Source organism: Lysobacter claricitrinus, from assembly GCF_045866565.1.
Taxonomy (GTDB): domain Bacteria; phylum Pseudomonadota; class Gammaproteobacteria; order Xanthomonadales; family Xanthomonadaceae; genus Cognatilysobacter; species Cognatilysobacter claricitrinus.
Window position 1 is genome coordinate 201576 of the sequence record NZ_BAAFZV010000002.1, and the last position, 22846, is coordinate 224421.

22 protein-coding genes, 5 tRNA genes and 1 other RNA gene are annotated in these 22846 nt (G+C 66.9%); 20 read left to right on the plus strand and 8 right to left on the minus strand.

Translation table 11 applies throughout. The annotated features are described in order from the left end of the window. Nucleotides 1-220 precede the first annotated feature (220 nt). From tig to ACKTTN_RS05690, 9 genes are all read left to right on the plus strand, one after another. Nucleotides 221-1519 carry a trigger factor gene (gene tig / locus ACKTTN_RS05650; RefSeq protein ID WP_407908909.1) on the plus strand — a complete coding sequence of 433 codons (1299 nt, stop codon included), beginning with the start codon at nucleotides 221-223 and terminating at the stop codon, nucleotides 1517-1519. 72 nt (nucleotides 1520-1591) lie between these two features. After that, a complete protein-coding gene (gene clpP, locus ACKTTN_RS05655) occupies nucleotides 1592-2218 on the plus strand; it encodes an ATP-dependent Clp endopeptidase proteolytic subunit ClpP (RefSeq protein WP_407908910.1) in 627 nt (208 codons plus the stop codon). A gap of 151 nt (nucleotides 2219-2369) precedes the next feature. Further along, nucleotides 2370-3659 carry an ATP-dependent Clp protease ATP-binding subunit ClpX gene (clpX, locus tag ACKTTN_RS05660; protein WP_407908911.1) on the plus strand — a complete coding sequence of 430 codons (1290 nt, stop codon included), beginning with the start codon at nucleotides 2370-2372 and terminating at the stop codon, nucleotides 3657-3659. A 342-nt stretch (nucleotides 3660-4001) separates the two neighbouring features. After that, nucleotides 4002-6431 (plus strand): endopeptidase La, encoded by a 2430-nt coding sequence (lon, locus tag ACKTTN_RS05665; protein WP_407908912.1) that lies wholly within the window; start codon nucleotides 4002-4004, stop codon nucleotides 6429-6431. A gap of 216 nt (nucleotides 6432-6647) precedes the next feature. After that, nucleotides 6648-6920, plus strand: coding sequence for an HU family DNA-binding protein (locus ACKTTN_RS05670; RefSeq protein ID WP_407908913.1), 273 nt, complete (start codon nucleotides 6648-6650; stop codon nucleotides 6918-6920). A gap of 38 nt (nucleotides 6921-6958) precedes the next feature. Continuing rightward, nucleotides 6959-7033 (plus strand) — tRNA-Val (locus ACKTTN_RS05675). A gap of 33 nt (nucleotides 7034-7066) precedes the next feature. Beyond that, nucleotides 7067-7143: transfer RNA gene (locus tag ACKTTN_RS05680), tRNA-Asp, on the plus strand. Nucleotides 7144-7244: 101 nt separating this feature from the next. Then, nucleotides 7245-7321 (plus strand) — tRNA-Asp (locus ACKTTN_RS05685). A 124-nt stretch (nucleotides 7322-7445) separates the two neighbouring features. Continuing rightward, the gene (locus ACKTTN_RS05690; protein WP_407908914.1) at nucleotides 7446-9419 is read left to right on the plus strand and encodes a peptidyl-prolyl cis-trans isomerase; all 1974 of its coding nucleotides are present in this window, start codon (nucleotides 7446-7448) and stop codon (nucleotides 9417-9419) included. Between the two features lie 146 nt (nucleotides 9420-9565). Here the strand turns inward: ACKTTN_RS05690 and ACKTTN_RS05695 are convergent, their stop codons facing one another. The 3 genes from ACKTTN_RS05695 to gloB form a co-directional block, all read right to left on the minus strand. Beyond that, the gene (locus tag ACKTTN_RS05695; RefSeq protein WP_407908915.1) at nucleotides 9566-10360 is read right to left on the minus strand and encodes an enoyl-ACP reductase FabI; all 795 of its coding nucleotides are present in this window, start codon (nucleotides 10358-10360) and stop codon (nucleotides 9566-9568) included. Between the two features lie 70 nt (nucleotides 10361-10430). Further along, nucleotides 10431-11591 carry a lytic transglycosylase domain-containing protein gene (locus ACKTTN_RS05700; protein WP_407908916.1) on the minus strand — a complete coding sequence of 387 codons (1161 nt, stop codon included), beginning with the start codon at nucleotides 11589-11591 and terminating at the stop codon, nucleotides 10431-10433. Continuing rightward, nucleotides 11588-12370 carry a hydroxyacylglutathione hydrolase gene (gene gloB / locus ACKTTN_RS05705; RefSeq protein ID WP_407908917.1) on the minus strand — a complete coding sequence of 261 codons (783 nt, stop codon included), beginning with the start codon at nucleotides 12368-12370 and terminating at the stop codon, nucleotides 11588-11590. Before gloB ends, ACKTTN_RS05700 begins: the two co-directional genes overlap by 4 nt. A 296-nt stretch (nucleotides 12371-12666) precedes the next feature. On the opposite strand from gloB, the gene rnhA reads away from it, so the two are divergent. Together rnhA and dnaQ are read left to right on the plus strand one after the other, a co-directional pair. Then, nucleotides 12667-13137, plus strand: a complete 471-nt coding sequence (gene rnhA / locus ACKTTN_RS05710) for a ribonuclease HI (protein WP_407908918.1) — start codon at nucleotides 12667-12669, stop codon at nucleotides 13135-13137. A gap of 76 nt (nucleotides 13138-13213) precedes the next feature. Further along, nucleotides 13214-13954: a DNA polymerase III subunit epsilon gene (gene dnaQ / locus ACKTTN_RS05715; protein ID WP_407908919.1), complete on the plus strand. Its 741-nt coding sequence runs from the start codon at nucleotides 13214-13216 to the stop codon at nucleotides 13952-13954. A 1-nt stretch (nucleotide 13955) separates the two neighbouring features. Here the strand turns inward: dnaQ and ACKTTN_RS05720 are convergent, their stop codons facing one another. Together ACKTTN_RS05720 and ACKTTN_RS05725 are read right to left on the minus strand one after the other, a co-directional pair. Further along, nucleotides 13956-14660 (minus strand): PP2C family protein-serine/threonine phosphatase, encoded by a 705-nt coding sequence (locus ACKTTN_RS05720; protein ID WP_407908920.1) that lies wholly within the window; start codon nucleotides 14658-14660, stop codon nucleotides 13956-13958. 324 nt (nucleotides 14661-14984) lie between these two features. Beyond that, nucleotides 14985-15075 (minus strand) — tRNA-Ser (locus ACKTTN_RS05725). Between the two features lie 114 nt (nucleotides 15076-15189). Between ACKTTN_RS05725 and ACKTTN_RS05730 the strand changes: the two genes are divergently transcribed. Beyond that, a complete protein-coding gene (locus ACKTTN_RS05730; protein ID WP_407908921.1) occupies nucleotides 15190-15594 on the plus strand; it encodes a DUF6165 family protein in 405 nt (134 codons plus the stop codon). 6 nt (nucleotides 15595-15600) lie between these two features. Here the strand turns inward: ACKTTN_RS05730 and ACKTTN_RS05735 are convergent, their stop codons facing one another. Beyond that, a complete protein-coding gene (locus tag ACKTTN_RS05735; protein ID WP_407908922.1) occupies nucleotides 15601-16656 on the minus strand; it encodes a glycosyltransferase family 9 protein in 1056 nt (351 codons plus the stop codon). Between the two features lie 19 nt (nucleotides 16657-16675). Here ACKTTN_RS05735 and ACKTTN_RS05740 point away from each other — a divergent pair, with 19 nt between their 5' ends. From ACKTTN_RS05740 to ACKTTN_RS05750, 3 genes are all read left to right on the plus strand, one after another. Continuing rightward, complete coding sequence (locus ACKTTN_RS05740) at nucleotides 16676-17416, plus strand: 3-deoxy-D-manno-octulosonic acid kinase (RefSeq protein ID WP_407908923.1); 741 nt, start codon at nucleotides 16676-16678, stop codon at nucleotides 17414-17416. Then, complete coding sequence (locus ACKTTN_RS05745) at nucleotides 17413-18180, plus strand: MBL fold metallo-hydrolase (protein ID WP_407908924.1); 768 nt, start codon at nucleotides 17413-17415, stop codon at nucleotides 18178-18180. The genes ACKTTN_RS05740 and ACKTTN_RS05745 overlap by 4 nt, the downstream gene beginning before the upstream one ends. A gap of 62 nt (nucleotides 18181-18242) precedes the next feature. Beyond that, a complete protein-coding gene (locus tag ACKTTN_RS05750) occupies nucleotides 18243-18524 on the plus strand; it encodes a hypothetical protein (protein ID WP_407908925.1) in 282 nt (93 codons plus the stop codon). 282 nt (nucleotides 18525-18806) lie between these two features. Here ACKTTN_RS05750 and ffs read toward each other — a convergent pair. Next, an RNA gene (gene ffs / locus ACKTTN_RS05755) (signal recognition particle sRNA small type) lies at nucleotides 18807-18903 on the minus strand. 52 nt (nucleotides 18904-18955) lie between these two features. Beyond that, nucleotides 18956-19048 (minus strand) — tRNA-Ser (locus ACKTTN_RS05760). Nucleotides 19049-19203: 155 nt separating this feature from the next. Between ACKTTN_RS05760 and dnaX the strand changes: the two genes are divergently transcribed. From dnaX to ACKTTN_RS05785, 5 genes are read left to right on the plus strand one after another with little or no spacing between them, the layout of a single operon-like run. Continuing rightward, nucleotides 19204-20994, plus strand: coding sequence for a DNA polymerase III subunit gamma/tau (dnaX, locus tag ACKTTN_RS05765; protein WP_407908926.1), 1791 nt, complete (start codon nucleotides 19204-19206; stop codon nucleotides 20992-20994). A gap of 30 nt (nucleotides 20995-21024) precedes the next feature. Then, nucleotides 21025-21351, plus strand: coding sequence for a YbaB/EbfC family nucleoid-associated protein (locus tag ACKTTN_RS05770; RefSeq protein ID WP_407908927.1), 327 nt, complete (start codon nucleotides 21025-21027; stop codon nucleotides 21349-21351). A 52-nt stretch (nucleotides 21352-21403) separates the two neighbouring features. Beyond that, complete coding sequence (recR, locus tag ACKTTN_RS05775) at nucleotides 21404-22000, plus strand: recombination mediator RecR (RefSeq protein ID WP_407908928.1); 597 nt, start codon at nucleotides 21404-21406, stop codon at nucleotides 21998-22000. Nucleotides 22001-22005: 5 nt separating this feature from the next. Then, a complete protein-coding gene (locus tag ACKTTN_RS05780) occupies nucleotides 22006-22362 on the plus strand; it encodes a histidine triad nucleotide-binding protein (RefSeq protein WP_407908929.1) in 357 nt (118 codons plus the stop codon). After that, the gene (locus tag ACKTTN_RS05785; RefSeq protein ID WP_407908930.1) at nucleotides 22362-22793 is read left to right on the plus strand and encodes a DUF3052 domain-containing protein; all 432 of its coding nucleotides are present in this window, start codon (nucleotides 22362-22364) and stop codon (nucleotides 22791-22793) included. The genes ACKTTN_RS05780 and ACKTTN_RS05785 overlap by 1 nt, the downstream gene beginning before the upstream one ends. Nucleotides 22794-22846 lie beyond the last annotated feature (53 nt).

Below are 22846 nucleotides of genomic sequence, written 5' to 3' on the forward strand. Positions count from 1 at the left end.
CGTCAGGTCGCAACTCGTGCCGGCGCGATCGAACCCGCAACCGCCGGGTAAGCGACCCGTCCGGCGCCCGACGCGAGGCGCCACCGCGCCCCAGCTGGCGCGCCCCCGCCCGATCCGCCAAACTATCCCGTTCTTACCTTGACGGCCGGTGTAACCGCCTGCCGTCCCGAACCGTCAGTCAGATACGTGCCGTGGCGGAGCCGCGGTCGCAGGAGTGGATATGCAAGTTTCGGTCGAATCCGTCGGCAACCTCGAGCGCCGCATGACCCTCAGCCTCCCGGCCGACCAGCTCGACTCGGCGGTCGAGGCGCGCCTGCGCGAGATCGCGCGCACTGCCAAGCTCAAGGGCTTCCGCCCGGGCAAGGTGCCGGCGAAGGTGATCGAGCAGCGCTACGGCTCGCAGGTCCGCTCCGAGATCCTCGATCGCATGCTGGGCGACAGCTTCCGCAGCGCCGTTAGCGACAACAAGCTGCAGATCGCCGGCCAGCCGCGCATCGAGCCGTCGACCGGCGATGACGGCCAGATCGCGTTCGTCGCGAACTTCGAAGTCGTGCCGGACTTCGGCGACATCGACGTCGCCAAGCTCAACGTCATCCGCCACACCGCGGACGTCAGCGACGCCGACATCGACACGATGATCGAGAACCTGCGCATGCAGCGTCGCACGTGGCAGAACGTCGATCGCGGCGCGCTTGTCGGCGATCTCGTCGAGTTCGAAACGTGGTCGCAGGCCGGTGACCAGCGCGTTCCGGCGGAAGGCGTCGAGCACGGTGCCGACGTGATCGGCTCGGGCATGATGTTCGAGACGATCGAACAGCAGCTCACCGGCATGAAGGCAGGCGAGAGCAAGGCGTTCGACGTCGACTTCCCGGCCGACTGGCGCGTCACCGAGTTCGCCGGCCGCACGGTGAAGGTCAACGTCAACGTGGGTCGCGTCGCCGAGCCGGTGCTGCCTGAAATCGACGCCGACTTCATCCGCAGCTTCGGGGTGAAGAGCGGTGATCCGGAGCATTTCCGCACCGAGATCCGCAGCAACCTCGAGCGCGAGCTCAAGGGTGCGCTGATGAACCGCCTGCGTCGCGAAGTCGGCGACCAGCTGATCGCGGCGTACGAGCACGTCGAGCTTCCGCCGCGCCTGGTCGAGAACGAATCGCGCGCGATCGCCGCGCAGGCGCTCGACAACGCGCGTCGCCAGGGCCACCAGGGCGACCTGCCGGACGGTATGGTCGAGCAGATGCTGGACCCGGCGCGCAAGCGCGTGCTGGTCGGCCTGCTCGTCGGCGAGATCGCGCGTCGCAACGACCTCCGCCTCGACGCGCGCCGCGTGAACGAGACGATGCGTCTCATCGCGTCCACCTACGAAGAGCCGCAGCAGGTCATCGAGCTCTACCGCAACGACCAGAACCTCATGCAGAGCCTGCAGAACCGCGTGATGGAAGAGCAGGTGATCGACTGGATCGCGGAACGCGCCCAGCACACGGAACAGTCGCTGAGTTTTGCGGAAGCGATCCGCCAGTAAGGCCTTGTGTCGCGGTCCGGCCGGCCCCACCCTTGGCCGGACCGCATACACAGCTGAGAGATCGACGGACCCATGGACAATCGCCCCCACGCCCTGAATCTCGTACCGATGGTGGTCGAACAGACCAGCCGCGGTGAGCGCGCGTACGACATCTATTCGCGCCTGCTCAAGGAGCGGGTGATCTTCCTGGTCGGTCCGATCGACGACCACATGGCGAACGTGATCGTGGCGCAGATGCTCTTCCTCGAGGCCGAAAACCCCGAGAAGGACATCAACCTCTACATCAACTCGCCGGGTGGCGTGGTCACCGCCGGCATGGCGATCTACGACACCATGCAGTACATCAAGCCCGACGTGAGCACGATCTGCGTCGGCCAGGCCGCGTCGATGGGCGCGCTGCTGCTGGCGTCGGGCGCGGCCGGCAAGCGTTTCGCGCTGCCGAACTCGCGCGTGATGATCCACCAGCCGCTGGGCGGCTTCCAGGGGCAGGCGTCGGACATCGACATCCACGCCCGGGAGATCCTGACCCTGCGTCAGCGCCTGAACGAGATCCTGGCCAAGCACACCGGCCAGCCGATCGAGACGATCGCCCGCGACACCGAGCGCGACAACTTCAAGAGCGCCCAGGCGTCGAAGGAATACGGTCTGGTCGACCAAGTGCTCGAGCGTCGCCCGGACGAGTCGATCCAGGCAACCTGAGGATTCGTCCGCACCCCGTGCGGACCGCCTTCACATCCCCCGGAAATGCCACCGTCCCGGGCCCGTTAGGGCCTCGGGACGCTGTGCTATCCTCGGGCCGCCATTCAGCGGTGTGCTTCCACACTGCGATTCAAGGTAAGCCAGGCAGAACATGAGCGACGACCGACAGGGCCGCACGGGCGAAAGCAGCAAGATCCTCTACTGCTCGTTCTGCGGGAAGAGCCAGCACGAGGTGCGCAAGCTCATCGCCGGCCCGAGCGTGTTCATCTGCGATGAATGCGTCGAACTGTGCAACGACATCATCCGCGAGGAGCTCCAGGAGAAGGCGCAGTCCACGCGCAGCCATCTCCCGAAGCCGAAGGAGATCCTCGACGTCCTCGACCAGTACGTGATCGGGCAGTCGCGCGCCAAGCGCACGCTCGCCGTCGCGGTCTACAACCATTACAAGCGCATCGAGAGCCGTCAGCGCAACGACGACGTCGAGCTCGCGAAGTCGAACATCCTGCTGGTCGGCCCGACCGGCTCGGGCAAGACGCTGCTCGCCGAAACGCTCGCGCGCCTGCTCAACGTGCCGTTCACCATGGCCGATGCGACGACGCTGACCGAAGCCGGTTACGTCGGCGAGGACGTCGAGAACATCATCCAGAAGCTGCTGCAGAAGTGCGACTACGACGTCGAGAAGGCGCAGCAGGGCATCGTCTACATCGACGAGATCGACAAGATCTCGCGCAAGTCGGACAACCCGTCGATCACGCGTGACGTGTCGGGCGAGGGAGTGCAGCAGGCGCTGCTGAAGCTCATCGAAGGCACGGTCGCCAGCGTGCCGCCGCAGGGCGGCCGCAAGCACCCGCAGCAGGAGTTCCTGCAGGTCGACACGCGCAACATTCTCTTCATCGTGGGTGGCGCGTTCGCGGGCCTCGACAAGATCATCCAGCAGCGCAGCACGGATTCCAGCGGCATCGGTTTCGGCGCGAAGGTGAAGAGCTCGGAGCGCAAGGCCGAGATCGGCAAGGTGCTGGCGGAAGTCGAGCCGGAAGACCTGATCAAGTTTGGCCTGATCCCCGAGTTCGTCGGCCGCCTGCCGGTGATCGCGACGCTCGAGGAGCTCGACGAACCGGCGCTGGTGAAGATCCTCACCGAGCCCAAGAACGCCATCACCAAGCAGTTCAAGAAGCTGTTCGAGATGGAAGGCGTCGAGCTCGAGTTCCGCGCGGACGCGCTGTCGGCGATCGCGAAGAAGGCGCTCAAGCGCAAGACCGGTGCGCGCGGCTTGCGCACGATCGTCGAGCAGGTGCTGCTCGACACGATGTACGAGCTGCCGTCGCAGGAAAACGTCAGCAAGGTGGTCGTCGACGAGACGGTGATCGAGCACAAGGCCGAGCCGTACCTGATCTACCAGACGCCGCCAGCGCCCCAGGCGAAGGCCGCATCCGGCGAGTGACCGGACCAGCAGCAGCGGTACACGGACGGGCGGCCCAGCGGGTCGCCCGTCTGCGTTCTGGCGGCCGTATTCCCGCGCGCGGCCGCGTCGTCGCAAGCAAGGCGCGCGCGATTGCGCGTGAAGGCGCATCGTCACGACACACGCGCGCCGCATCGCGCGCCGGAGTGTTGCTGCTGCTGGCAGGCCGTCCTCACGAATCAGCAACTTGCGGGGCGCTTCGGCGTGGTATGACGCTTGCAACACCCCTGTCGAGCCCCATTAAGGGCGTAAGCGTGATCCTCCACGCACCTTTTTCGGCACCGGTCTCATGCTGACCGGAGTCACGACCCCGGGAGCAATTCAATGACCGAATCCACCGCCCGCGAGAACCTGGACCTGGCGGTCCTGCCGCTCCGCGACGTTGTGGTTTTTCCCCACATGGTCATTCCGCTGTTCGTGGGGCGCGAAAAATCCATCCGTGCGCTGGACTACGCGATGGAGTCCGACAAGCGCATCCTGCTTGTCGCGCAGAAGTCCGCGGACGTCGACGATCCGTCGGGAAGCGATCTGTATTCGGTCGGCACGCTCGCGCATGTATTGCAGCTGCTGAAATTGCCCGACGGCACGATCAAGGTGCTGGTCGAAGGCGTGTCGCGTGCGCGCGTCGACAAGGTCACGGAACGCGATGGCGCGCTGCTCGGCCGTGCGCGCGTGATCGAACCGGAAGGCGATCGCGACGAGCGCGAGCTCGAAGCCGTCACGCGCACGTTGCTCGGACTGTTCGAGCAGTACGTGAAGTCGAATCGCAAGCTGCCGCCGGAATTGATGCAGACACTGTCGGGCATCGACGAGCCCGGTCGTCTGGCAGACACGATCGCGGCGCACTTGTCGGTGCGCATTTCCGAGAAGCAACGACTGCTCGAAGCTAACGGTATTGGCGCGCGACTAGAGATGCTCGTCGGCTTCGTCGATGGCGAGATCGACGTGCAGCAGCTCGAGAAGCGCATCCGTGGCCGCGTGAAGTCGCAGATGGAGCGCAGCCAGCGCGAGTACTACCTCAACGAACAGATGAAGGCGATCCAGAAGGAACTGGGTGAGCTGGACGATGCGCCGAACGATATCGACGAGCTGACGCGCAAGATCGCGGAAGCCGGCATGCCGAAGGAAGTCGAAGCGAAGGCAAAGGCCGAACTCAACAAACTCAAGCAGATGTCGCCGATGTCGGCCGAATCGGCTGTCGTTCGCAACTATCTTGACTGGCTGCTCGGTGTGCCGTGGAAGAAGCGCACCAAGGTCCGCAAGGAACTGAAGGTCGCGCAGGAAGTGCTCGACGCCGATCACTTCGGCCTGGAAAAGGTCAAGGAACGCATCCTGGAGTACCTCGCGGTGCAGACGCGCGTGCAGAAGATGCGCGGGCCCATCCTGTGCCTCGTCGGCCCGCCCGGCGTGGGCAAGACGTCGCTCGGCCAGTCGATCGCGAAGGCGACGAACCGCAAGTTCGTGCGCATGTCGCTGGGCGGCGTGCGCGATGAGGCGGAGATCCGTGGGCATCGCCGCACGTATGTCGGTTCGATGCCGGGCCGAATCGTGCAGAACCTCAACAAGGTCGGCAGCAAGAACCCGCTTTTCGTCCTGGATGAAATCGACAAGATGGCCATGGATTTCCGTGGCGATCCGTCCGCTGCGCTGCTCGAAGTGCTCGATCCGGAGCAGAACAGCGCGTTCAACGACCACTACCTTGAAGTCGATCTCGACCTGTCGGAAGTGATGTTCGTCGCGACGTCGAACTCGCTGAACATCCCTGGCCCGCTGCTCGATCGCATGGAGGTCATCCGCATTCCGGGTTACACGGAAGAGGAGAAGCTCAACATCGCCGAGCGTTACCTGCTGCCCAAGCAGGTCAAGGCGAACGGCCTGCGCGAGGACGAGATCAAGGTCACCGAAGACGCGCTGCGCGACACCGTGCGCTACTACACGCGCGAGTCGGGCGTGCGAAACCTTGAGCGCCAGGTTGCGAAGATGTGCCGCAAGGTGGTTAAGGAACTCGCGCTCGCCGGTGCGAAGGTTCGCAAGGGGCCGATGCTCATCAACACCAAGAACCTCGAGAAGTATCTCGGTGTTCGCCAGTACGACTTCGGTCGTGCCGAAGAGCAGAGTGAAGTCGGTCTGGTGACCGGTCTCGCGTGGACGCAGGTCGGCGGCGATCTCATGCAGATCGAAGCCGCGCTTGCACCGGGCAAGGGCGCGATGCTGCTTACCGGCCAGCTCGGCGACGTGATGAAGGAATCGGCATCGGCCGCGTTGTCGGTCGTGCGTGGTCGCGCGGAACAGCTGGGCATCGACATCGACTTCCTCACCAAGCACGACCTGCACGTCCACGTACCGGAAGGCGCGGTGCCGAAGGACGGCCCGTCGGCCGGTATCGCGATGGTGACGGCGCTGGTGTCGCTGCTCACGCGTAATCCGATCAAGGCCGATGTGGCGATGACGGGCGAGATCACGCTGCGCGGTCGCGTGCTGGCGATCGGCGGCCTGCGCGAGAAGTTGCTCGCGGCACTGCGCGGCGGCATCAAGACCGTGATCATTCCCGACGAGAACAAGAAGGATCTCGTCGACATGCCGAAGTCGGTCACCAAGGGCCTGCGGATCGTGCCGGTGAAGTGGATCGACGAGGTCCTGGATGTCGCACTGGAGCATCCGGTCACGCCCGCTGCCGCGCCTACGCCCGTGCCCGAAGAGATGCCGGTGCTGGAGCCGCCCGTCGCCAGTACGCCAGTGGAAGTGACGCACTGAGACAGCGGTAACGGACATTGGTCGTGAGCCGGAAAGCCGCGTCGTTACTGGCTTTCCGGCTTGCGCCTGTCGCGAGCGCGCTGGTATAACGAGCGCCGTCCGCGTCATCGCCCGGTGAAGGGCATCGCGGCAAGGTCGAACAGGGGACTCTGCCGGTCAGGGGTTTGTCCGGTTCTCAGTACATCTGCGGCTTCGCGCCGCCCACGGAGTAGAAGAATGAACAAAGCCGATTTTGTTGCGGCCGTCGCTGACGCCGCCGAACTGTCGCGCACGGAAGCTGCGAATGCTGTCGATGCGATGGTCAGCGTCATCACCAAGACCCTCAAGAAGGGCGACACCGTGACCCTCGTTGGCTTCGGCACGTTCGAGGTGCGCAAGCGCGCTGCACGCCAGGGTCGCAACCCGAAGACGGGTGAGACGATCAAGATCGCGGCTTCGAAGAATCCGGCGTTCAAGGCTGGCAAGGCCCTTAAGGACGCTGTAAACTAAACAGCTCGCCCGCCAGCGCGATTGTGGCTGGTAAGACCGGGTGCTTAGCTCAGTGGTAGAGCGTCTCCTTTACACGGAGAGGGTCGGGGGTTCGAAACCCTCAGCACCCACCACATAGCGGCCCGGCAGGCGAAAAGTTTGAACGCGGAGCGGTAGTTCAGTCGGTTAGAATGCTGGCCTGTCACGCCGGAGGTCGCGGGTTCGAGTCCCGTCCGCTCCGCCATGTTTTTCCGAAGGCGCCGCTCGCGGCGCCTTCGTTTTCCGGATCGCGCCGCCGGGCGAATTTCGCGAACGATGCGGGCAGCTTCGGTTGTCGTTTCAAATGGAGCGGTAGTTCAGTCGGTTAGAATGCTGGCCTGTCACGCCGGAGGTCGCGGGTTCGAGTCCCGTCCGCTCCGCCATCTTCGAAAAGCGCCGGAAACGGCGCTTTTCTTTTGCCCGAAGGCCTGCAAAGCCCGGGCGTCGCGCGTGCATGGCGCATGCAAGCGGCTACACTGTCGGGCTTCGCCCAACGCCGTATCCGCAATGCTGCAGACCCTTCGCGACAAGACTTCCGGCTGGTTCGCTACCGTGGTGCTCGGCCTGCTCGTGGTGCCGTTCGCCTTCGTCGGCGTACAGGACTACTTCCGCCAGTCGCATGAGATGCCGGTCGCTTCGATCAGCGCACCGCCGACGTGGTGGGCGGGCGCTCCGTCGTTCTGGCCGGTGTCGATGCTGTGGCAGCACGAAGACGTCAACCAGCGCGATTTCCGCGAGCGCTTCGAGCAGGAGCGCCAGGCCGCGCGTCAGGAACAGGGCGCGCAATTTGACGCGCGCGAGTTCGAGAGCGCCGCGAGTAAGCGCAAGGTGCTCGACGATCTCATCGACGAGCGCACGCAGTCGTTGTGGGCCAAGCGCCAGGGCATCGTCGTCAGCAATGCGATGGTGCAGCAGGAAATCATGGCGATCCCGGCGTTTCAGGCGAACGGCAAGTTCGACATGCAGCAGTACCGGCTCGCGCTCCGCAATCTGAACCCGCCGCGCAACGAGAGGCAGTTCGAGCAGCTCATCCGTGACGGTCTGGCGCAGACGTTGATGCGTTCGACGGTCGGCGCGTCCGCGTTCGCTACGCCGGCCGAAATCGACCGCATGGTGGCGTTGCTCGGCGAGCGTCGCGACCTCTCGATGATCGAGATCCCCGCGCCGGCGCCCGATGGCGCGCCGGTCACCGACGCTGAAATCAAGGCCTGGTACGGCGCGCACGGCAACCAGTACCGCGCGCCCGAGACGGTGACGCTCGAGTACGTGGACCTCGATGCCGCGACGCTCCCCGCGCCGGTGATCGACGAGGCGGCGCTCCGCCAGCACTACGAGCAGGAAAAGTCGCGTTTCGTCGCGCCCGAGCAGCGCCAGGCATCGCACATCCTGATCAGCGTGCCGGCGGGTGCGAGCGCGGCGGTCGAGAAGGCCGCGAAGGACAAGGCGACGCAGATCGCCGCGCAGGCGCATGCGCCGGGCGCGGACTTTGCCGCTTTGGCGCGCGCCAACAGCGATGACACCGGTTCCAAGGCCGCGGGTGGTGATCTTGGCTTCGTCGCCAAGGGCGCGCTCGCGCCGGCATTCGAAAAGGCGTTGTTCGCCATGCAGCCGGGACAGGTCAGTGATCCGGTGCGCACCGAGTTCGGTTGGCACGTCATCCAGCTGCGCCAGATCCAGCAGGGCAACCAGGAAACCTTCGAGCAGGCGCGCGCGACCCTCGAGAAGGAGCTGGCCGACACGGCCCGCGAGCGCCAGTTCAACGAAACGACGTCGAAGATCGTCGACGCCGTGCTCAAGAATCCGTCGTCCCTGGGCCCGGCCGCGCGAGCGGTGGGCGTGCCGCTGCTGACGAGCGATCCGATCGCGCGCGGGCAGTCGTCGATGGGCGTGCTCGCGAATCCGATGGTGCAACGCACCGCGTTCTCGGAGTCGGCGATCGGGCAGGGCATGGTCTCCGACCCGATCGACGTGGGCACCAACCACAGCGTGCTGCTGCGCGTGACCGCGCATTCCGCTGCGCGCCAGCTCACGCTCGCCGAAGTGCGCAATCGCGTGATCGCCGCGATCCAGGCCGACCGCCTGATCAAGACCGCCCAGCGACGTGCCGATGGCGTGCTCGCGCAGGTGCGGGCCGGACAGGCTCTGGCGCAGGTCGCCGCTGCGCAGGGGCTGCCCGAGCCGAAGCCGGTCATCGGCGTGCCGCGTAGTGCGCAGGTCGGCGCGCCCGGCGTCACCGACGCCTTCTTCGCGGCCTACGCGCCCAAGGGCAAGGTCGCTGCCGGCTCGAAGGTGCTGCCGGACGGCCGTGCGCTCGTGTTCGTTGTCGATGCGATCAAGCCCGGCACTGCCGCGGACGCCGGTGGCGACGTATCCACGCTGGGCCGCCAGATCGCCCAGCTGCATGGCCTCGTCGACTTCGAGGCGGCGGTTCGCGCGCTGCGTCGCGGTTACAAGATCGAGGTCAACGAGTCGAATCTGTAAGTCGACGCGTCGGTGTGTCCCGGACGGCCCGCGCATGCGGGCCGTTCGCGTTCGCGGGCGCCGCTCGTTCGGGTTACGCACGCGCATAAAAAAGCCCGGTCGGAACCGGGCTTTTTCGTGCGACGTATTAATAAGAATCGCGACAGTCAGTCGTCGTCGCCGATGCCGGTCATGCCGAGGATGTTGTAGCCCGAATCCACGTACGTGACTTCGCCGGTAATGCCCGCCGCCAGGTCCGAACAGAGGAACGCCGCGGTGTTGCCGACGTCCTCGATGGTGACCACGCGGCGCATCGGCGCATAGGTCTCGAAGTGGTGGAGCATCTTGCGGAAGTTGGCGATGCCCGCGGCCGCGAGCGTCTTGATCGGACCGGCGGAGATCGCGTTGACGCGCGTGCCTTCCGGGCCGAGGTTGAGCGCGAGGTAGCGGACCGTCGCTTCCAGGCTCGCCTTGGCAACGCCCATGACGTTGTAGTTCGCCAGTGCGCGCTCGGCGCCGAGGTAGCTCAGCGTCAGCACGGAGCCGTTGCGGCCGGCCATCATCGGACGCGCCGCCTTGGCGAGCGCCGCCAGCGAGTACGCCGAGATGTCGTGGGCAACCGCGAAGTTCTCGCGGGTTAGGCCGTCGAGGAACTCGCCCTCGATGGCTTCGCGCGGGGCGTAGGCGATGCAGTGGACGAGGATGTCGAAACCGTCCCAACGCTTGCCGAGCTGCTCGAAGCACTGCGCGATCTGCTCGTCGGAGGTGACGTCGAGCGGAAGGACGATGTCGCTGCCGTATTCGGCGGCGGCCGACTCGACGCGCGACTTGAGCTTGTCGTTCTGGTAGGTCAGCGCCAGCTCGGCGCCTTCGCGACGCATCGCCTCGGCGATGCCGGTCGCGATCGAGCGCTGGCTCGCGATGCCCGTGATCAGTGCGCGCTTGCCCTGCAGGAAACCCATGTGCTCTCCGTTCTGGCGCCCGCCAGACGGCGGGCGGGCGCCGTAGTGTGCCCGCGGTCGCGTCGCGAGGCTACTTCGCGGCGAGCGAGTCGACCGCCAGCACCATGCCCGGTGCGATCAGCTTGCCCGCTTGCAGGCCGTTGAGGCTGAGCAGGTCGGCCACCGACACCTTGTAGCGGCGGGCGATCGTCCAGAGGTTGTCGCCGACGGCGACGGTGTGCCTGCGCGGCGCGTTGGAGTTCGCCACGACGGCGTTGGTCGCCGCGATCACCGGTGCAGCAATGGCTGCGGATGCGTCCGGCGCCTGCAGCGCCGTGTCGCTCGTGCCGACGGCCGCGAGCGGAGCGGACCCCGTTGCAGTGCCGGTGCCGACCGACGACGTCGACGGCGTGCCCATGGCAACGGCTGCGACGTCGGGCGTCAGGATGGCCGGGATCGGCAGGCCAGCGATCAGCGGCGCTGCCGGTTCCGGCTTGTCCGGCACCATCGCGACCATCGTGCTGGATACCGGCGTCGGGCCGAGGCTGCGGATCGGGCGATCCAGCGCGGCGAGGAAGCGCGGCTGCTGCTGCGCCTGTGCGATGACGCACGAGATCGCGTGCAACTTGTCGTCGTAGGACGTGGTGATGCCCGAAAGGCCAGCGAGCGTCTGCGGGTTGGCCGAGCGCGGCGTCTGCCCGGCGCGCTTGATCGCGCCGAATACGCGGTACTCGCCCGCGTTGTAGGCCATCACCGCGAGGCGCCAGTTGCCGCCGAACATGCCGTGCAGCGTCTTCAGGTACCGGACCGCGGCCTTGGTCGAATCGACCGGCGACATGCGGCCGTCGTAGCCGGCGCGCATCGGTACGTCGTGGTTGCGCGCGGTCGTGCCGATCATCTGCCAGAGGCCGGCCGGGCCCGCGCCACTGCGAGCGTTCGGCTTGTAGCCGCTCTCGACGAACGGGATCAGCGCGTACTCGCTCGGAAGATGCGCGGCGCGAACCGATTCGACGACATGGCCGAACAGCTCGAGCGTGTTGGAGTCGCGGTCGGCGAGGCGTTGCGGCGCGTGCGCGAACTGCTTGGTCCAGCGCGACGGTTCGGTCGGGCACGTGGGTTCGGCAAGGCCGGCGCGGAAATGGTCGAACACTTCGCGACCGTTGCGCGTTTCGGCGGCATGGGCGCACGTGGTGGCCAGGCCGAGTGCGGCCGCGAGCGCCAGTGCGCTCGTCTTATTAATAGTAGTGGTCATGCTGCGAACCCGTCCTTCCACGCACGGAGCGTGGCAAAGGTCTCGACGCGGTCGGCCGGCGCGCGGCCGAGGCGGCGCGTGGCGGCATCGATGACCGCGGGCTGGTCGCAGCGCAGGAACGGGTTGCATGCCAGTTCGTCGCCGAGGGTGCTCGGCAGCGTGGGCTGTTGGGCGTCGCGCATGGTCTTGGCCTCCTTCATGCGACGCCGGAGCGCCGCGTTGTCGGGATCGACCACCGCCGCAAATGCGGCATTGGCCAGCGTGTACTCGTGCCCGCAGCAGACCCGGGTTTCGGGTGGTAGCGCCGCGAGCCTCCCCAGCGAGGTCTCCATCTGGGCCGCATCGCCTTCGAACAGGCGGCCACAGCCCAGGCTGAAGAGCGTGTCGCCGCAGAACAGGACCGGATCGCTGCCGGCCGTCTCGACGAAGAAAGCGATGTGCGTGCGCGTGTGCCCGGGGACGTGCAGCACGCGGATGGACCAGTCGTCGACTTCGAACGCGGCCCCGTCGGCGGGGCGATTCATCGTCAGATCGACGCGGTCGTCGTCGGGTCCGTAGACCGGGGTGCCCTGCCAGCGCTGGAGAATCGGCGCGGCGCCACTGACGTGGTCGGCGTGGTGGTGCGTCAGAAGGATCGCGGCCGGCGCGAAATCCTCGTTGTTGGCGGCGTCGAACACCGGGTCGGCTTCGCTGGGATCGACCACCAGCGCTCGGCCCTGATCGTTGCGAAACAACCAGATGTAGTTGTCGACGCGCGCAGGCAGCGGCTGCAATCGCATTGGCAAGTACCTCCGTCGGTTAGTGCCACCTCAGCGTGATGCCTCCTGAATACGCTGAACGGCTGCGGTGCTGGTCCCGAAGAAGCGGCGACCTTGCCGACGGCCGCCGGCCGCGTCAACCCGCGGTGACCGTGACGACCGCCTCTCACCGGCCGGAGACCTTGAGCAATCGGACCTAAATGACTGATTCCCCGGCGGCGATGAGCGTACGGTCGCGTACGGTCGGGCTCCGACGAGCGGTCGGGCCAAGGGGCCGTGCACAATGGCGGATGCGCGAAATTCCGATGAACAAGTAGATGAATGAGCTCAAGGCCGTCCAGATCCATACCGACGGCGCCTGCCTCGGAAACCCCGGCCCCGGCGGCTGGGGGGCGCTGCTGCGTTACAAGGGCCGCGAGCGCGAGCTTTCCGGCGGCGAAGCGGCGACGACGAACAACCGCATGGAGCTGATGGCGGCGATCCGCGCACTGGAGACGCTGACCGAAGCGTGTGCAATCGATCTCTACACCGACTCGCAATATGTGCGGCAGGGCATCACCGAATGGATGCCCGGCTGGGTGCGGCGCAATTGGAAGACGGCGGGCGGCGATCCGGTCAAGAACCGCGACCTGTGGGAACGCCTGCATGCAGCGACGCAGCGACATCGCATTGCATGGCACTGGGTCAAAGGCCACAGTGGCGATCCGGACAACGAGCGCGTCGATGGCCTCGCACGTGCGCAGGCGCTCGCGATCAAGCAGGGCGGGACGGCGTCGATCGAAACGTGACGTTCGCGCCGGTCGCGCATCACCATCTGCGACGCGCCCCGGCTACGCTTACGCGCAACGACGTCCGGACTTCTCGATGCGCCAGGTCATTCTCGACACCGAAACCACCGGCCTGAGCTGGGAACGCGGTTGCCGCGTGGTCGAAATCGGATGCGTGGAGTTCATGGAGCGCCGTCCGACCGGTCGCACCTTCCATCGCTACCTCAATCCGGATTGCGATTTCGAGCCGGGTGCATCCGAAGTCACCGGACTTACGCTCGAGTTCCTCGCCGACAAGCCGCGCTTCGCCGACGTCATCGAGGAATTCCTCGAGTTCATCGACGGCGCCGAGCTGGTCATCCACAACGCGACGTTCGACGTCGGCTTCCTCGACAACGAGCTTCGCCGGTGCGGCGCGCACCACGGCAGCATCGGCGCGCGATGCCGCGTCGAGGACACGTTGCTGCTCGCGCGCAAGCGCTTTCCCGGGCAGCGCAATTCGCTGGACGCGTTGTGCCGACGACTCGGTGTCGACAATGCGCATCGGCAGTTGCACGGCGCATTGCTCGACGCGCAACTGCTGGCCGAGGTCTATATCGGGCTGACGTCGGGACAGACAGATCTCGGATTCGCCGAAGCTGTCGCGGAATCCTCGGGCGACACGCTTCCGTTCGAAATCGACCTGGGGCGCCCGCGTCCGCGCGTCGGCGTCTCGGAGGAGGAGCTTGCGGCGCACGAATCGCGTCTTGCCGTGTTGCGCAAGAAGGCGGGTAGTGCGGTGTGGGACCGGCTGACGGAACCGGCGACGGACGACGACGGCGCGTTCGCGCCGGCGTGAATCATGCGCGGCGGATCAGGACCGCCGTGATGTTGTCGGAGCCGCCGCCGTCGAGCGCCGCGGCGACCAGGGTCTCCGCGCATTCCTGCGCGCTGCAGTCGAGGCGTGCGAGCACCTTCGCAATCGCGCGATCATCGACTTCTTCGGTGAGTCCGTCCGAGCACAGCAGCAGCTGCATGCCGGCGCGCAATTCGCCCGTCATGGTCTCGACGTTGAGGCTGCGCGGATCGGTCACGCCCAACGCCTGCGTCACCACGTTGCGATGCGGGTGGCTGCGCGCCTGTTCCTGCGTCAGCGCGCCGTTGGCGATCAGTTCCTGTACGTAGCTGTGGTCCTGCGACAACTGCAGCAACTGGCCCTCGCGCCACAGATAGACGCGACTGTCGCCGACCCATGCGACTTCGAATCGCTCGCCCTTGATGCGCGCGGCGACAACGGTGGTGCCCATCGGCAGCGCGTCGTTGCGACGGCGCGACATCGCGATGATGTCTTCGTCGGCGATGCGGATCGCCTGCGCGAGCGGCGTGCCGTCGCGAACCTCGCGGACGATGGTTTCGCGCGCGAGCGCGCTCGCGACTTCGCCGTATTCGTGACCGCCCATGCCGTCGGCCACCAGCCACAGGCCGAGCTCGCCGTCGGCGTAGTAGGTGTCCTCGTTGAGTTCGCGACGCAATCCTGCGTGGGTCAGATGTCCGTATTCGATCATTGGGTCATGCGAAGGCGGTGGCCCGTCGAATCATCGGCGTGACTGCGCTGGAGGGCAAGGCGGGGAAACACCTACCGTGTATGGCGGTGTTTCGCGGCCGGTGCGGGTGCGGTTTGACGTGGGGGTTTGTCGGGCGGGCGCGTCTTGGCGCCTCGGGCGGGATGGCTGCGAGCCATCCTTAGCTCCGCAGCCGCGCGTCGCGCGGGCGTCCGTCCGCCGTCCAAATCGGCTGCTCTGCGATCTGTCGAACCGGGCGGCCTTTCGAACGCCCTCCCGCTCGCCGGATACGAAAAAGGCCCCCTTTCGGGAGCCTTTTTCTGTATCTGGCGGAGAGGGTGGGATTCGAACCCACGTTACGGCGAAACCGTAAACCGGATTTCGAATCCGGCGCATTCGACCACTCTGCCACCTCTCCGTGGTCCCCACCGGCTGACCGGCGGGGCGCGAATGATACGGCGGCGGCGGGGCGGCCGACAAGGGCGACCGTGTCACGGGTTTACACTGTCGCCCCCTGAATTCGAGGCTGCCCATGTCCGAGATCCTCGTGCCGGTGTCGTTCGGCGAGCTGCTCGACAAGATCGCGATCCTGCAGATCAAGTCCGAGCGCATGAAGGACGAAGCCAAGCTCGCCAACGTCCGCAAGGAGCTGTCGGCGCTGGAGAAGACGTGGATGGCGCATCCCGCCGCCGGGCACGACATCGTCCGCCTGCGTGCCGAGCTCAAGGCGGTCAACGAGCGCCTGTGGGTGATCGAGGACGACATCCGCGTCCAGGAAAAGCAGCAGCTGTTCGACGCCGAGTTCATCCGCCTGGCGCGCGCGGTCTATTTCGAGAACGACGAACGCGCCCGCATCAAGAAGGACATCAACCTCGCGCTGGGCTCGTCCTACGTCGAGGAGAAGTCGTACGAGGATTACCGGCAGCCATCGGCCTGACCGACGTCAGGCGGTGTCGGCGACGTAGCGCTCGAAGGCTGCGACCGCGTCGTCGACGGTGACGAGGTCCATCACTCCGTCGTATTCGATCTTCGTTCCCCATTTGATTTCGCTCGCGGGCCGCTTCAGATGCTGGCGGGCCGCGTCGTCGTAGCGGTCGACGCAGTAGCGCACGTCGCTGTACGGGCCGCTGCGCAGGGGATTGCTCGCCGCATGCAGGCCGAGCACCTTGGTGCCCATCGCGTTGGCGATGTGCATGGGGCCGGAATCCGGCGTCATCACCAGATCGGCGCGGGCGAGCAGCGCGGGAAGCTGTTTCAGCGTGTCCTTGCCGATGAGGTCCAGCGCCGGGTGCGCCATCGCGGCGAGGATCGCGTCGCCGGTCGCGCGTTCGAGCTCACTGCGGCCGCCACATAGCACCACGCGCCAACCGCGTTCGACGGCGTGGTCCGCCACTGCTGCGTAGCGCTCGCTACGCCAGTTGCGTCGCACATGGCTGGAGCATGGCGAGATCATCAGCGTGCGGCGACCGTCATCGGGCCACTGCGCCGCGGCCCATTCGAACGCGTCAGGCGGCACCGGCATTTCCCAGCGCACGGGCAGGCGCGTGAGCCCGAGCGGTTCGGCGAAGCTGCCGATCGCGTCGAGCACGTGGATGCCCGGCCGATCGGGGATGCGTTCGCGCACGAACAGGCCGTGCAGATCCTTCGAACGCGAGCGGTCGTAACCGATGCGCCGACGCGCGGGCACGAATGCCGACAGCAGGTTCGCGCGCGCGGCCACCTGCATCTGCAGCAGCGCATCGAACGGGCGGTCGAAGCCGCGCCGCAGCGCGCGCATGCCGGCAAGGCCGCTCTTCTTGTCGTACTCGATGAACTCGACGTCCGGAAGTCCGTCGAGCAGTCGATGTTCGCCTCGCCCGATCAGCCACGTGATGCGGACGTCGGGAATGCCCGCGCGCAGCGTGTCGATCAGGGGCAGCACGTGGGTGACGTCGCCCAGCGCGGACAGGCGAAGCAGGCAGACGCGCGCGCCGGGCGGAAGCGGAAGGGGACGTGTCATGCGCTGCTAGACTCCGGCGATGGCGACCGCGCATGCCAACGAGGCACGGATCGAGTTCGACGGCCCCCAGGGCCGCGGCGTGATTGTGTTCGACCCCGAGCGCACCGGACAAGCGAAGCCCGAATGGTTCTCGCCCGGTGCATGGGGTGAAAGCGCGCGACCGGTCGCAACCGGCGGTCGCGGTGCGGCCTGGTTCGTCGATGCGCCGTTCGGCGCCTGCGTATTGCGCCAGTACCGGCGCGGTGGCCTTGCCGCACGCGTCAGCACGGCAGGCTACCTATGGCATGGCGAAGCGCGCGTGCGCAGCGTGGCCGAATACGAACTCGCGCGCGAAGCGCAGCGACGCGGCATCCCGGTACCGACGCCGCTCGCTGCGATCTACGAACGTCGCGGCCTTCGCTATCGCGCGGCGATCCTGATCGAGCGCCTGCTCAACGTCGAGACGCTGGCGGAACTCGCGATCGAAGGCGCGGCGCCCTGGCGCGACGCGGGCCGACTCATCGCGCGCATGCATCGCGCAGGCCTCGACCATGCCGACCTCAATGCCGACAACCTGATGTTCGATCGCAACGGCGGCGGTTGGGTGATCGATTTGGATCGCGGCGTGTTCCGCACCATCGGCAACGGATGGCGGCAGCGCAATCTCGCCCGCCTGCATCGGTCGCTGCTCAAGCGCCGCGGCGTGCGCGACGTCGGTGAAGTCGAGGAGGACTTCACTCGGCTGCAGCAGGCCTACGAGCAAGCGTGGAGCGCCGCATGAGCGACTGGACGCTGCGCCTGCATGGCGTCGGCAATGCGGCGGCGGTGACGCTGGGTTCGGCAATGGCGACGATCGAACGGCGCGGACGTCCATGGCTGACGATCGACTGCGGCGGCGAAGGGCTGACCCACTACCAGTCGATCTACGGCGAGTCACCGCGCGCGTTGTTCATCACGCATACGCACCTCGACCACGTCGCCGGTTTCGAGCGCCTGTTCGTCGACACGTTTTTCGACGACGCGCGTCGCGGCAACATCGTCGTCTACGTGCCTGCGCGGCTGGTGCCGCTGCTGCACCAGCGCATCGCGGCGTATCCGAACGTGCTCGCCGAGGGTGGCGTGAACTTCTGGGACGCGTTTCGCTTGGTGCCCGTCGTTGACGCGTTCTGGCATGACGGTGTCCGCGTCGATGTATTCCCGGTCCGTCACCACTGGCCTGATACCGCGTTCGGCCTGCGCCTGCGTGGCAGCGTGGTGTGGACCGGCGATACCCGGCCCATCCCCGAGATGCTCGCGTGCCATGCGGGCGAGGGTGAACTCGTCGCGCACGACTGCGGCCTTCACGGCAATCCGTCGCACAGCGGCATCGACGACCTCGAGCGCGAATACCCGCGCGAACTGCTCGATCGTTGCGTGCTCTACCACTACGCCAGCCATGCCGACGGCGACGCGTTGGCGGCGCGCGGTTATCGCGTCGGCCGCGCCGGCGAGGTGATCGCGCTCGCCGAGCCGACCGCCGACCGCGCCACGCCGTGGCCCGGCTGACCATCGCGCGATTCTTACGAGCGGCCGGTTAGCCTCGGCGGCTCCGATGATCTGAGGTCGCCATGTCCAAGCGTCGCCACCGCCTGCGCGTGTTCCTGACCGAGCCTGGCCGCATCGAGCTGGGCACCTTGCTGACGCCCTGGCTTCGCGTCGGGTCGGCATTCGGCGCATACGTCGAATGTCGCAAGGTCGATCTCGATGGCACCTACGTCGAACTGAGTCTCGACCTGCAGGGCAGCGACGACGAGAGCGTCGACGTGCACCTGTCGGTCCCTCACCACTGCGTGTCCGCGGTGCTGGAGACGGCGGACTTCGAGGCGTTCGCGGCGCTGTACGCGGACTGACGACGAGAGGTTGTCGCGGGCGGGGGCACCACCAGCGTCCGTGGAGATGTCGGGCGTCACGATGACTTGACCGGCTGGCGGCGGCACCGTCCCGAACGGCCGGCGCAAGTAAACGTCCAGAGCACCTTGCCGCAACGAACGTGCGTGCCGGTTCTCGAGCGGCCGAAATGGCGACGCCACGTCGCGTAACCGCGCCCACCGGAGTCGGAAACGGCGAAAGCGGCATCGCGCCGCAGCCCGCGACAGACCGCAGTGCCGGCTTCGATATCCAGAATGGCGATGACCCCGCCGGCTGGCCTCGGCACCCGCGTCAGTCGATACCGTTGCTGCCTTCCGGCCCTGGCGGGGTTTTCGACCTAGCGTCGCGAGGGGCCGACGGGGCCACCATAGAGACTTGCGTGGAACACGCCCGGAGCGGGGCGTCGATGTAATGGCGGAGAGAGGGGGATTCGAACCCCCGAAGCGCGGTTTAGACGCTTACACACTTTCCAGGCGTGCTCCTTCAACCACTCGGACACCTCTCCGCACCTGGCCTGAATGCGGCGTCCGGCCACGCTCAGGGCCGGTGATTCTACGCCGCGGCACCTCGCAGCCACAAGGCGCGCACGGGCTGCGACGGGCCTCTGGCACAATCGTTCGACCTCGCCGGATGCACCGGCGACCCCGCGTCCGGATCCGCATGTCCTATCTCGTTCTTGCCCGCAAATGGCGTCCGAAGCGCTTCGCCGAGCTCGTGGGACAGGAGCACGTCGTACGCGCGCTGACCAACGCGCTCGACAGCGGTCGGGTGCACCACGCCTTCCTGTTCACCGGCACGCGCGGCGTCGGCAAGACGACCATCGCACGCATCTTCGCCAAGTCGCTCAACTGTGAGCGCGGCACCTCCGCCGACCCCTGCGGCGAATGCAATTCCTGCCGCGACATCGACGCCGGCCGCTTCATCGACCTGCTCGAGATCGACGCGGCCAGCAACACCGGCGTGGACGACGTGCGCGAAGTCATCGACAACGCGCAGTACATGCCAAGCCGCGGTCGGGTGAAGGTCTACCTGATCGACGAAGTGCACATGCTGTCGAAGTCGGCGTTCAACGCACTGCTGAAGACGCTGGAAGAGCCGCCGGGCCACGTGAAGTTCCTGCTCGCGACCACCGACCCGCAGAAACTGCCGGTGACCGTGCTGTCGCGCTGCCTGCAGTTCAACCTCAAGCGACTGGACGAGGAGCAGATCCGCGGCCAGATGCGCAAGATCCTCGGCGCCGAAGGCATCGCGGTGGAAGAGGGGGCGGTGAAGCAACTGGCGCGCGCGGCCGACGGTTCGCTTCGCGACGGCCTGTCGCTGCTCGACCAGGCGATCGCGTACACGGGCTCGCAGCTCACCGACGAGGGCGTCGCCGCGATGCTCGGCACGGTCGACCGTGGTCGCGTGGGTGCATTGCTCGACGCGTTGTCGTCGGCCGATGGTGCGGCGCTGATGGCGGACGTCGAACGCCTCGGCGAGTTTTCGCCCGACTGGGACGACGTGCTCGAAGCGCTCGCCGAAGCGCTGCATCACTTGCAGCTGCGGCAGCTGGTGCCGGGCGCGGCGATCGAAGTGGATGGTGTCGATATCGACGCGCTCGCCGATGCGTTGCCGGCCGAAGTCGTGCAGCTCTGGTACCAGATGGCGTTGAACGGCCGACGCGATCTTCCGCTCGCGCCAAGTCCGCGCGCGGGCTTCGAGATGGTGATGCTGCGCATGCTGGCGTTTCGTCCGGGCGCGAGCGGTTCGACGTCGAGCGGTGAATCGCGACCGGAGCGCGCGTCTGCGTCTACCCGTGCCACGGGCAATGCCGCGGCCGCCGCGCGTGCCGCGCTCGATGCGTCCTCGCCAGCCCCCGCGGCGGAAACGGTCGGTGCGCCTCCGCGTGCGCGCGCCGTAGACGCCGTCGCTGCGCCGCCGGTCGTCGAGACGAAATCGGCGCCGGTCGAGGTTGCATCGATCGAGCGCGCGCCCGTCACGTCCACCGTCGCCGAGGCCGTGCGCAGCGAAGTCCGTGAACCGGTCGCGGCGGCACCTGCGTCCGCACCCGCTGGCGACGGCGGTCTGTCCGACGCCGATGCATGGCGCGACTGGGTCGAAACCTGCGACCTTCGCGGCCCCGCGCGCCTGCTCGCAGAGCACGTCGGCTTCGTCGGTTGTCGCGACGGCGTGCTGAGCCTGTCGATCGAGCCATCCGACGAGCACCTCAAGGGCACGGTGATGGTGAAGATGCTGGCCGACGCGCTCGCCCCGCGCTTCGGCCATGCGCCGCAGGTCCGCTTCGAGTCACCGGCGCGTCCGGTTGATTCCGTGCGCGTGCATGTCGAGCGCGCGCGCGACGCGAAGCAGGCGGCCGCGCAGCGCGACTTCGAGCAGCATCCCGACGTGCAGCGCCTCGTCGCCGCGGGCGGCCGCATCGTTCCCGAATCCGTGCGTCCGCTCGAGCGTTGACGCGACACTTTTCGTTACGGAGAAACTCCCATGCGTGGAAACATCGCCCAGCTGATGCAGCAGGCGCAGAAGATGCAGGAAAACCTGGCGAAGGCGCAGGAAGACCTTGCGAAGATCGAAGTCACCGGCAACGCGGGCGCGGGCATGGTCAGCGTCACGATCACCGGGCGCATGGAGTGCCGCAAGGTGCGCATCGATCCCAGCGTCATCAGTGACCCCGAGATGGCGGAAGACCTGATCGCCGCCGCATTCAACGACGCGGTGAACAAGGTCAATGCCGAATCGCAGTCGCGCATGTCGGCGGCGACCGCGGGTATGCCGATTCCGCCGGGCATGAAGATCCCGGGGATGTTCTGAGCGACGTGACCGCGTTGAGTCACGGCATCCACCGCTCGCGGAACGCGTCGAGATGAGCACGCTGCTCGACCAGCTGATCGAGGCGCTGCGCGTGTTGCCGGGCGTCGGCAACAAGTCGGCGCAGCGCATGGCCTACCACGTGCTCGAACGCGAGCGCGCGGGCGGACGCCAGCTCGCGCAGGTGCTTGCCGAAGCGGTGGAACGCATCGGTCATTGCGAACGCTGCCGCGACTTCAGCGAGAACGCGGTCTGCGACGTATGCGCCAGCGCGTCGCGCGACGTCGACCAACTTTGCGTGGTCGAGACGCCGGCCGACCGCCTCGCGATCGAACAGGCGACGGGTTATCGCGGCCTGTATTACGTTCTGCAGGGGCGGCTGTCGCCGCTCGACGGCATCGGCCCGCGCGAGCTCGGGCTTGATCGCCTGAGCGCACGGCTCGGCGAAGGCGAGGTGCGCGAACTCATCATCGCCACCAACCCCACCGTCGAAGGCGAGGCCACCGCGCACTACATCGCGCAGCTGGCACGCCAGAAGGACGTGACGCCCAGTCGCCTCGCCTACGGCGTGCCGCTGGGTGGCGAGCTCGAATACGTCGATCGCGGCACGCTGTCGCATGCGTTCGGCAGCCGCAGCGAAATCAGGGAGTGAGCGCCATGACCGACACGACCATCTTCGGCAAGATCATCCGTCGCGAAATTCCGGCCGATATCGTGTTTGAAGACGACGACCTCATCGCGTTCCGCGACATTGCGCCGAGCGCGCCGGTGCATGTGCTGTTCGTGCCGAAGACGCCGATCGCCTCGCTCGATGCGGCCAAGCCCGAACACGCGGAGGTGCTGGGCAAGTTGATGCTTGCGGCCGCTGCATACGCGCGACGCGAGGGTTTCGCGGACGATGGCTACCGCGTCGTGGTCAACACCAATGCGCACGCCGGGCAGACGGTGTTCCAGGTGCACCTGCACCTGCTCGCCGGTGCGGCACTGGGTGGATTCGGGGCGCGCGCCCGCTGATGACGCCCGCAGCGCCCGCCGGTTATTCGGGCAAACCGCTGTGGGCGAAGCTGGGCTACGCGGAATCGACCGTCGCGCTCGTCGTATCGGCGCCGGAGGATTACACGCAGATGCTTGCCGGCCTCCCGGCCGGCGTGGCCTTCGCGAAGACACCGAGCCGGCGCGTGCAGCTCGTGCACGTTTTCTCGCGATCGCTCGATGAGTTGCGCACCTGGCTGTCGGACGTCCCCCCATTGCTCGCGCCCGACGCGATGATCTGGGTGTCGTGGCCGAAGAAGGCATCGAAGGTGCCGACCGACATCACCGAAGACCGGATCCGCGACGTCGCGCTGCCGCTCGGACTGGTCGACATCAAGGTCTGTGCGGTGGATTCGGTTTGGTCGGGATTGAAGCTGGTGCGGCGCAAGGCGTTGCGCGTGCCGGCGTCGTGATCGACGTGATCGCACCCGGTAGCGCCGAACAAAAAGCCCGCGAAATCGCGGGC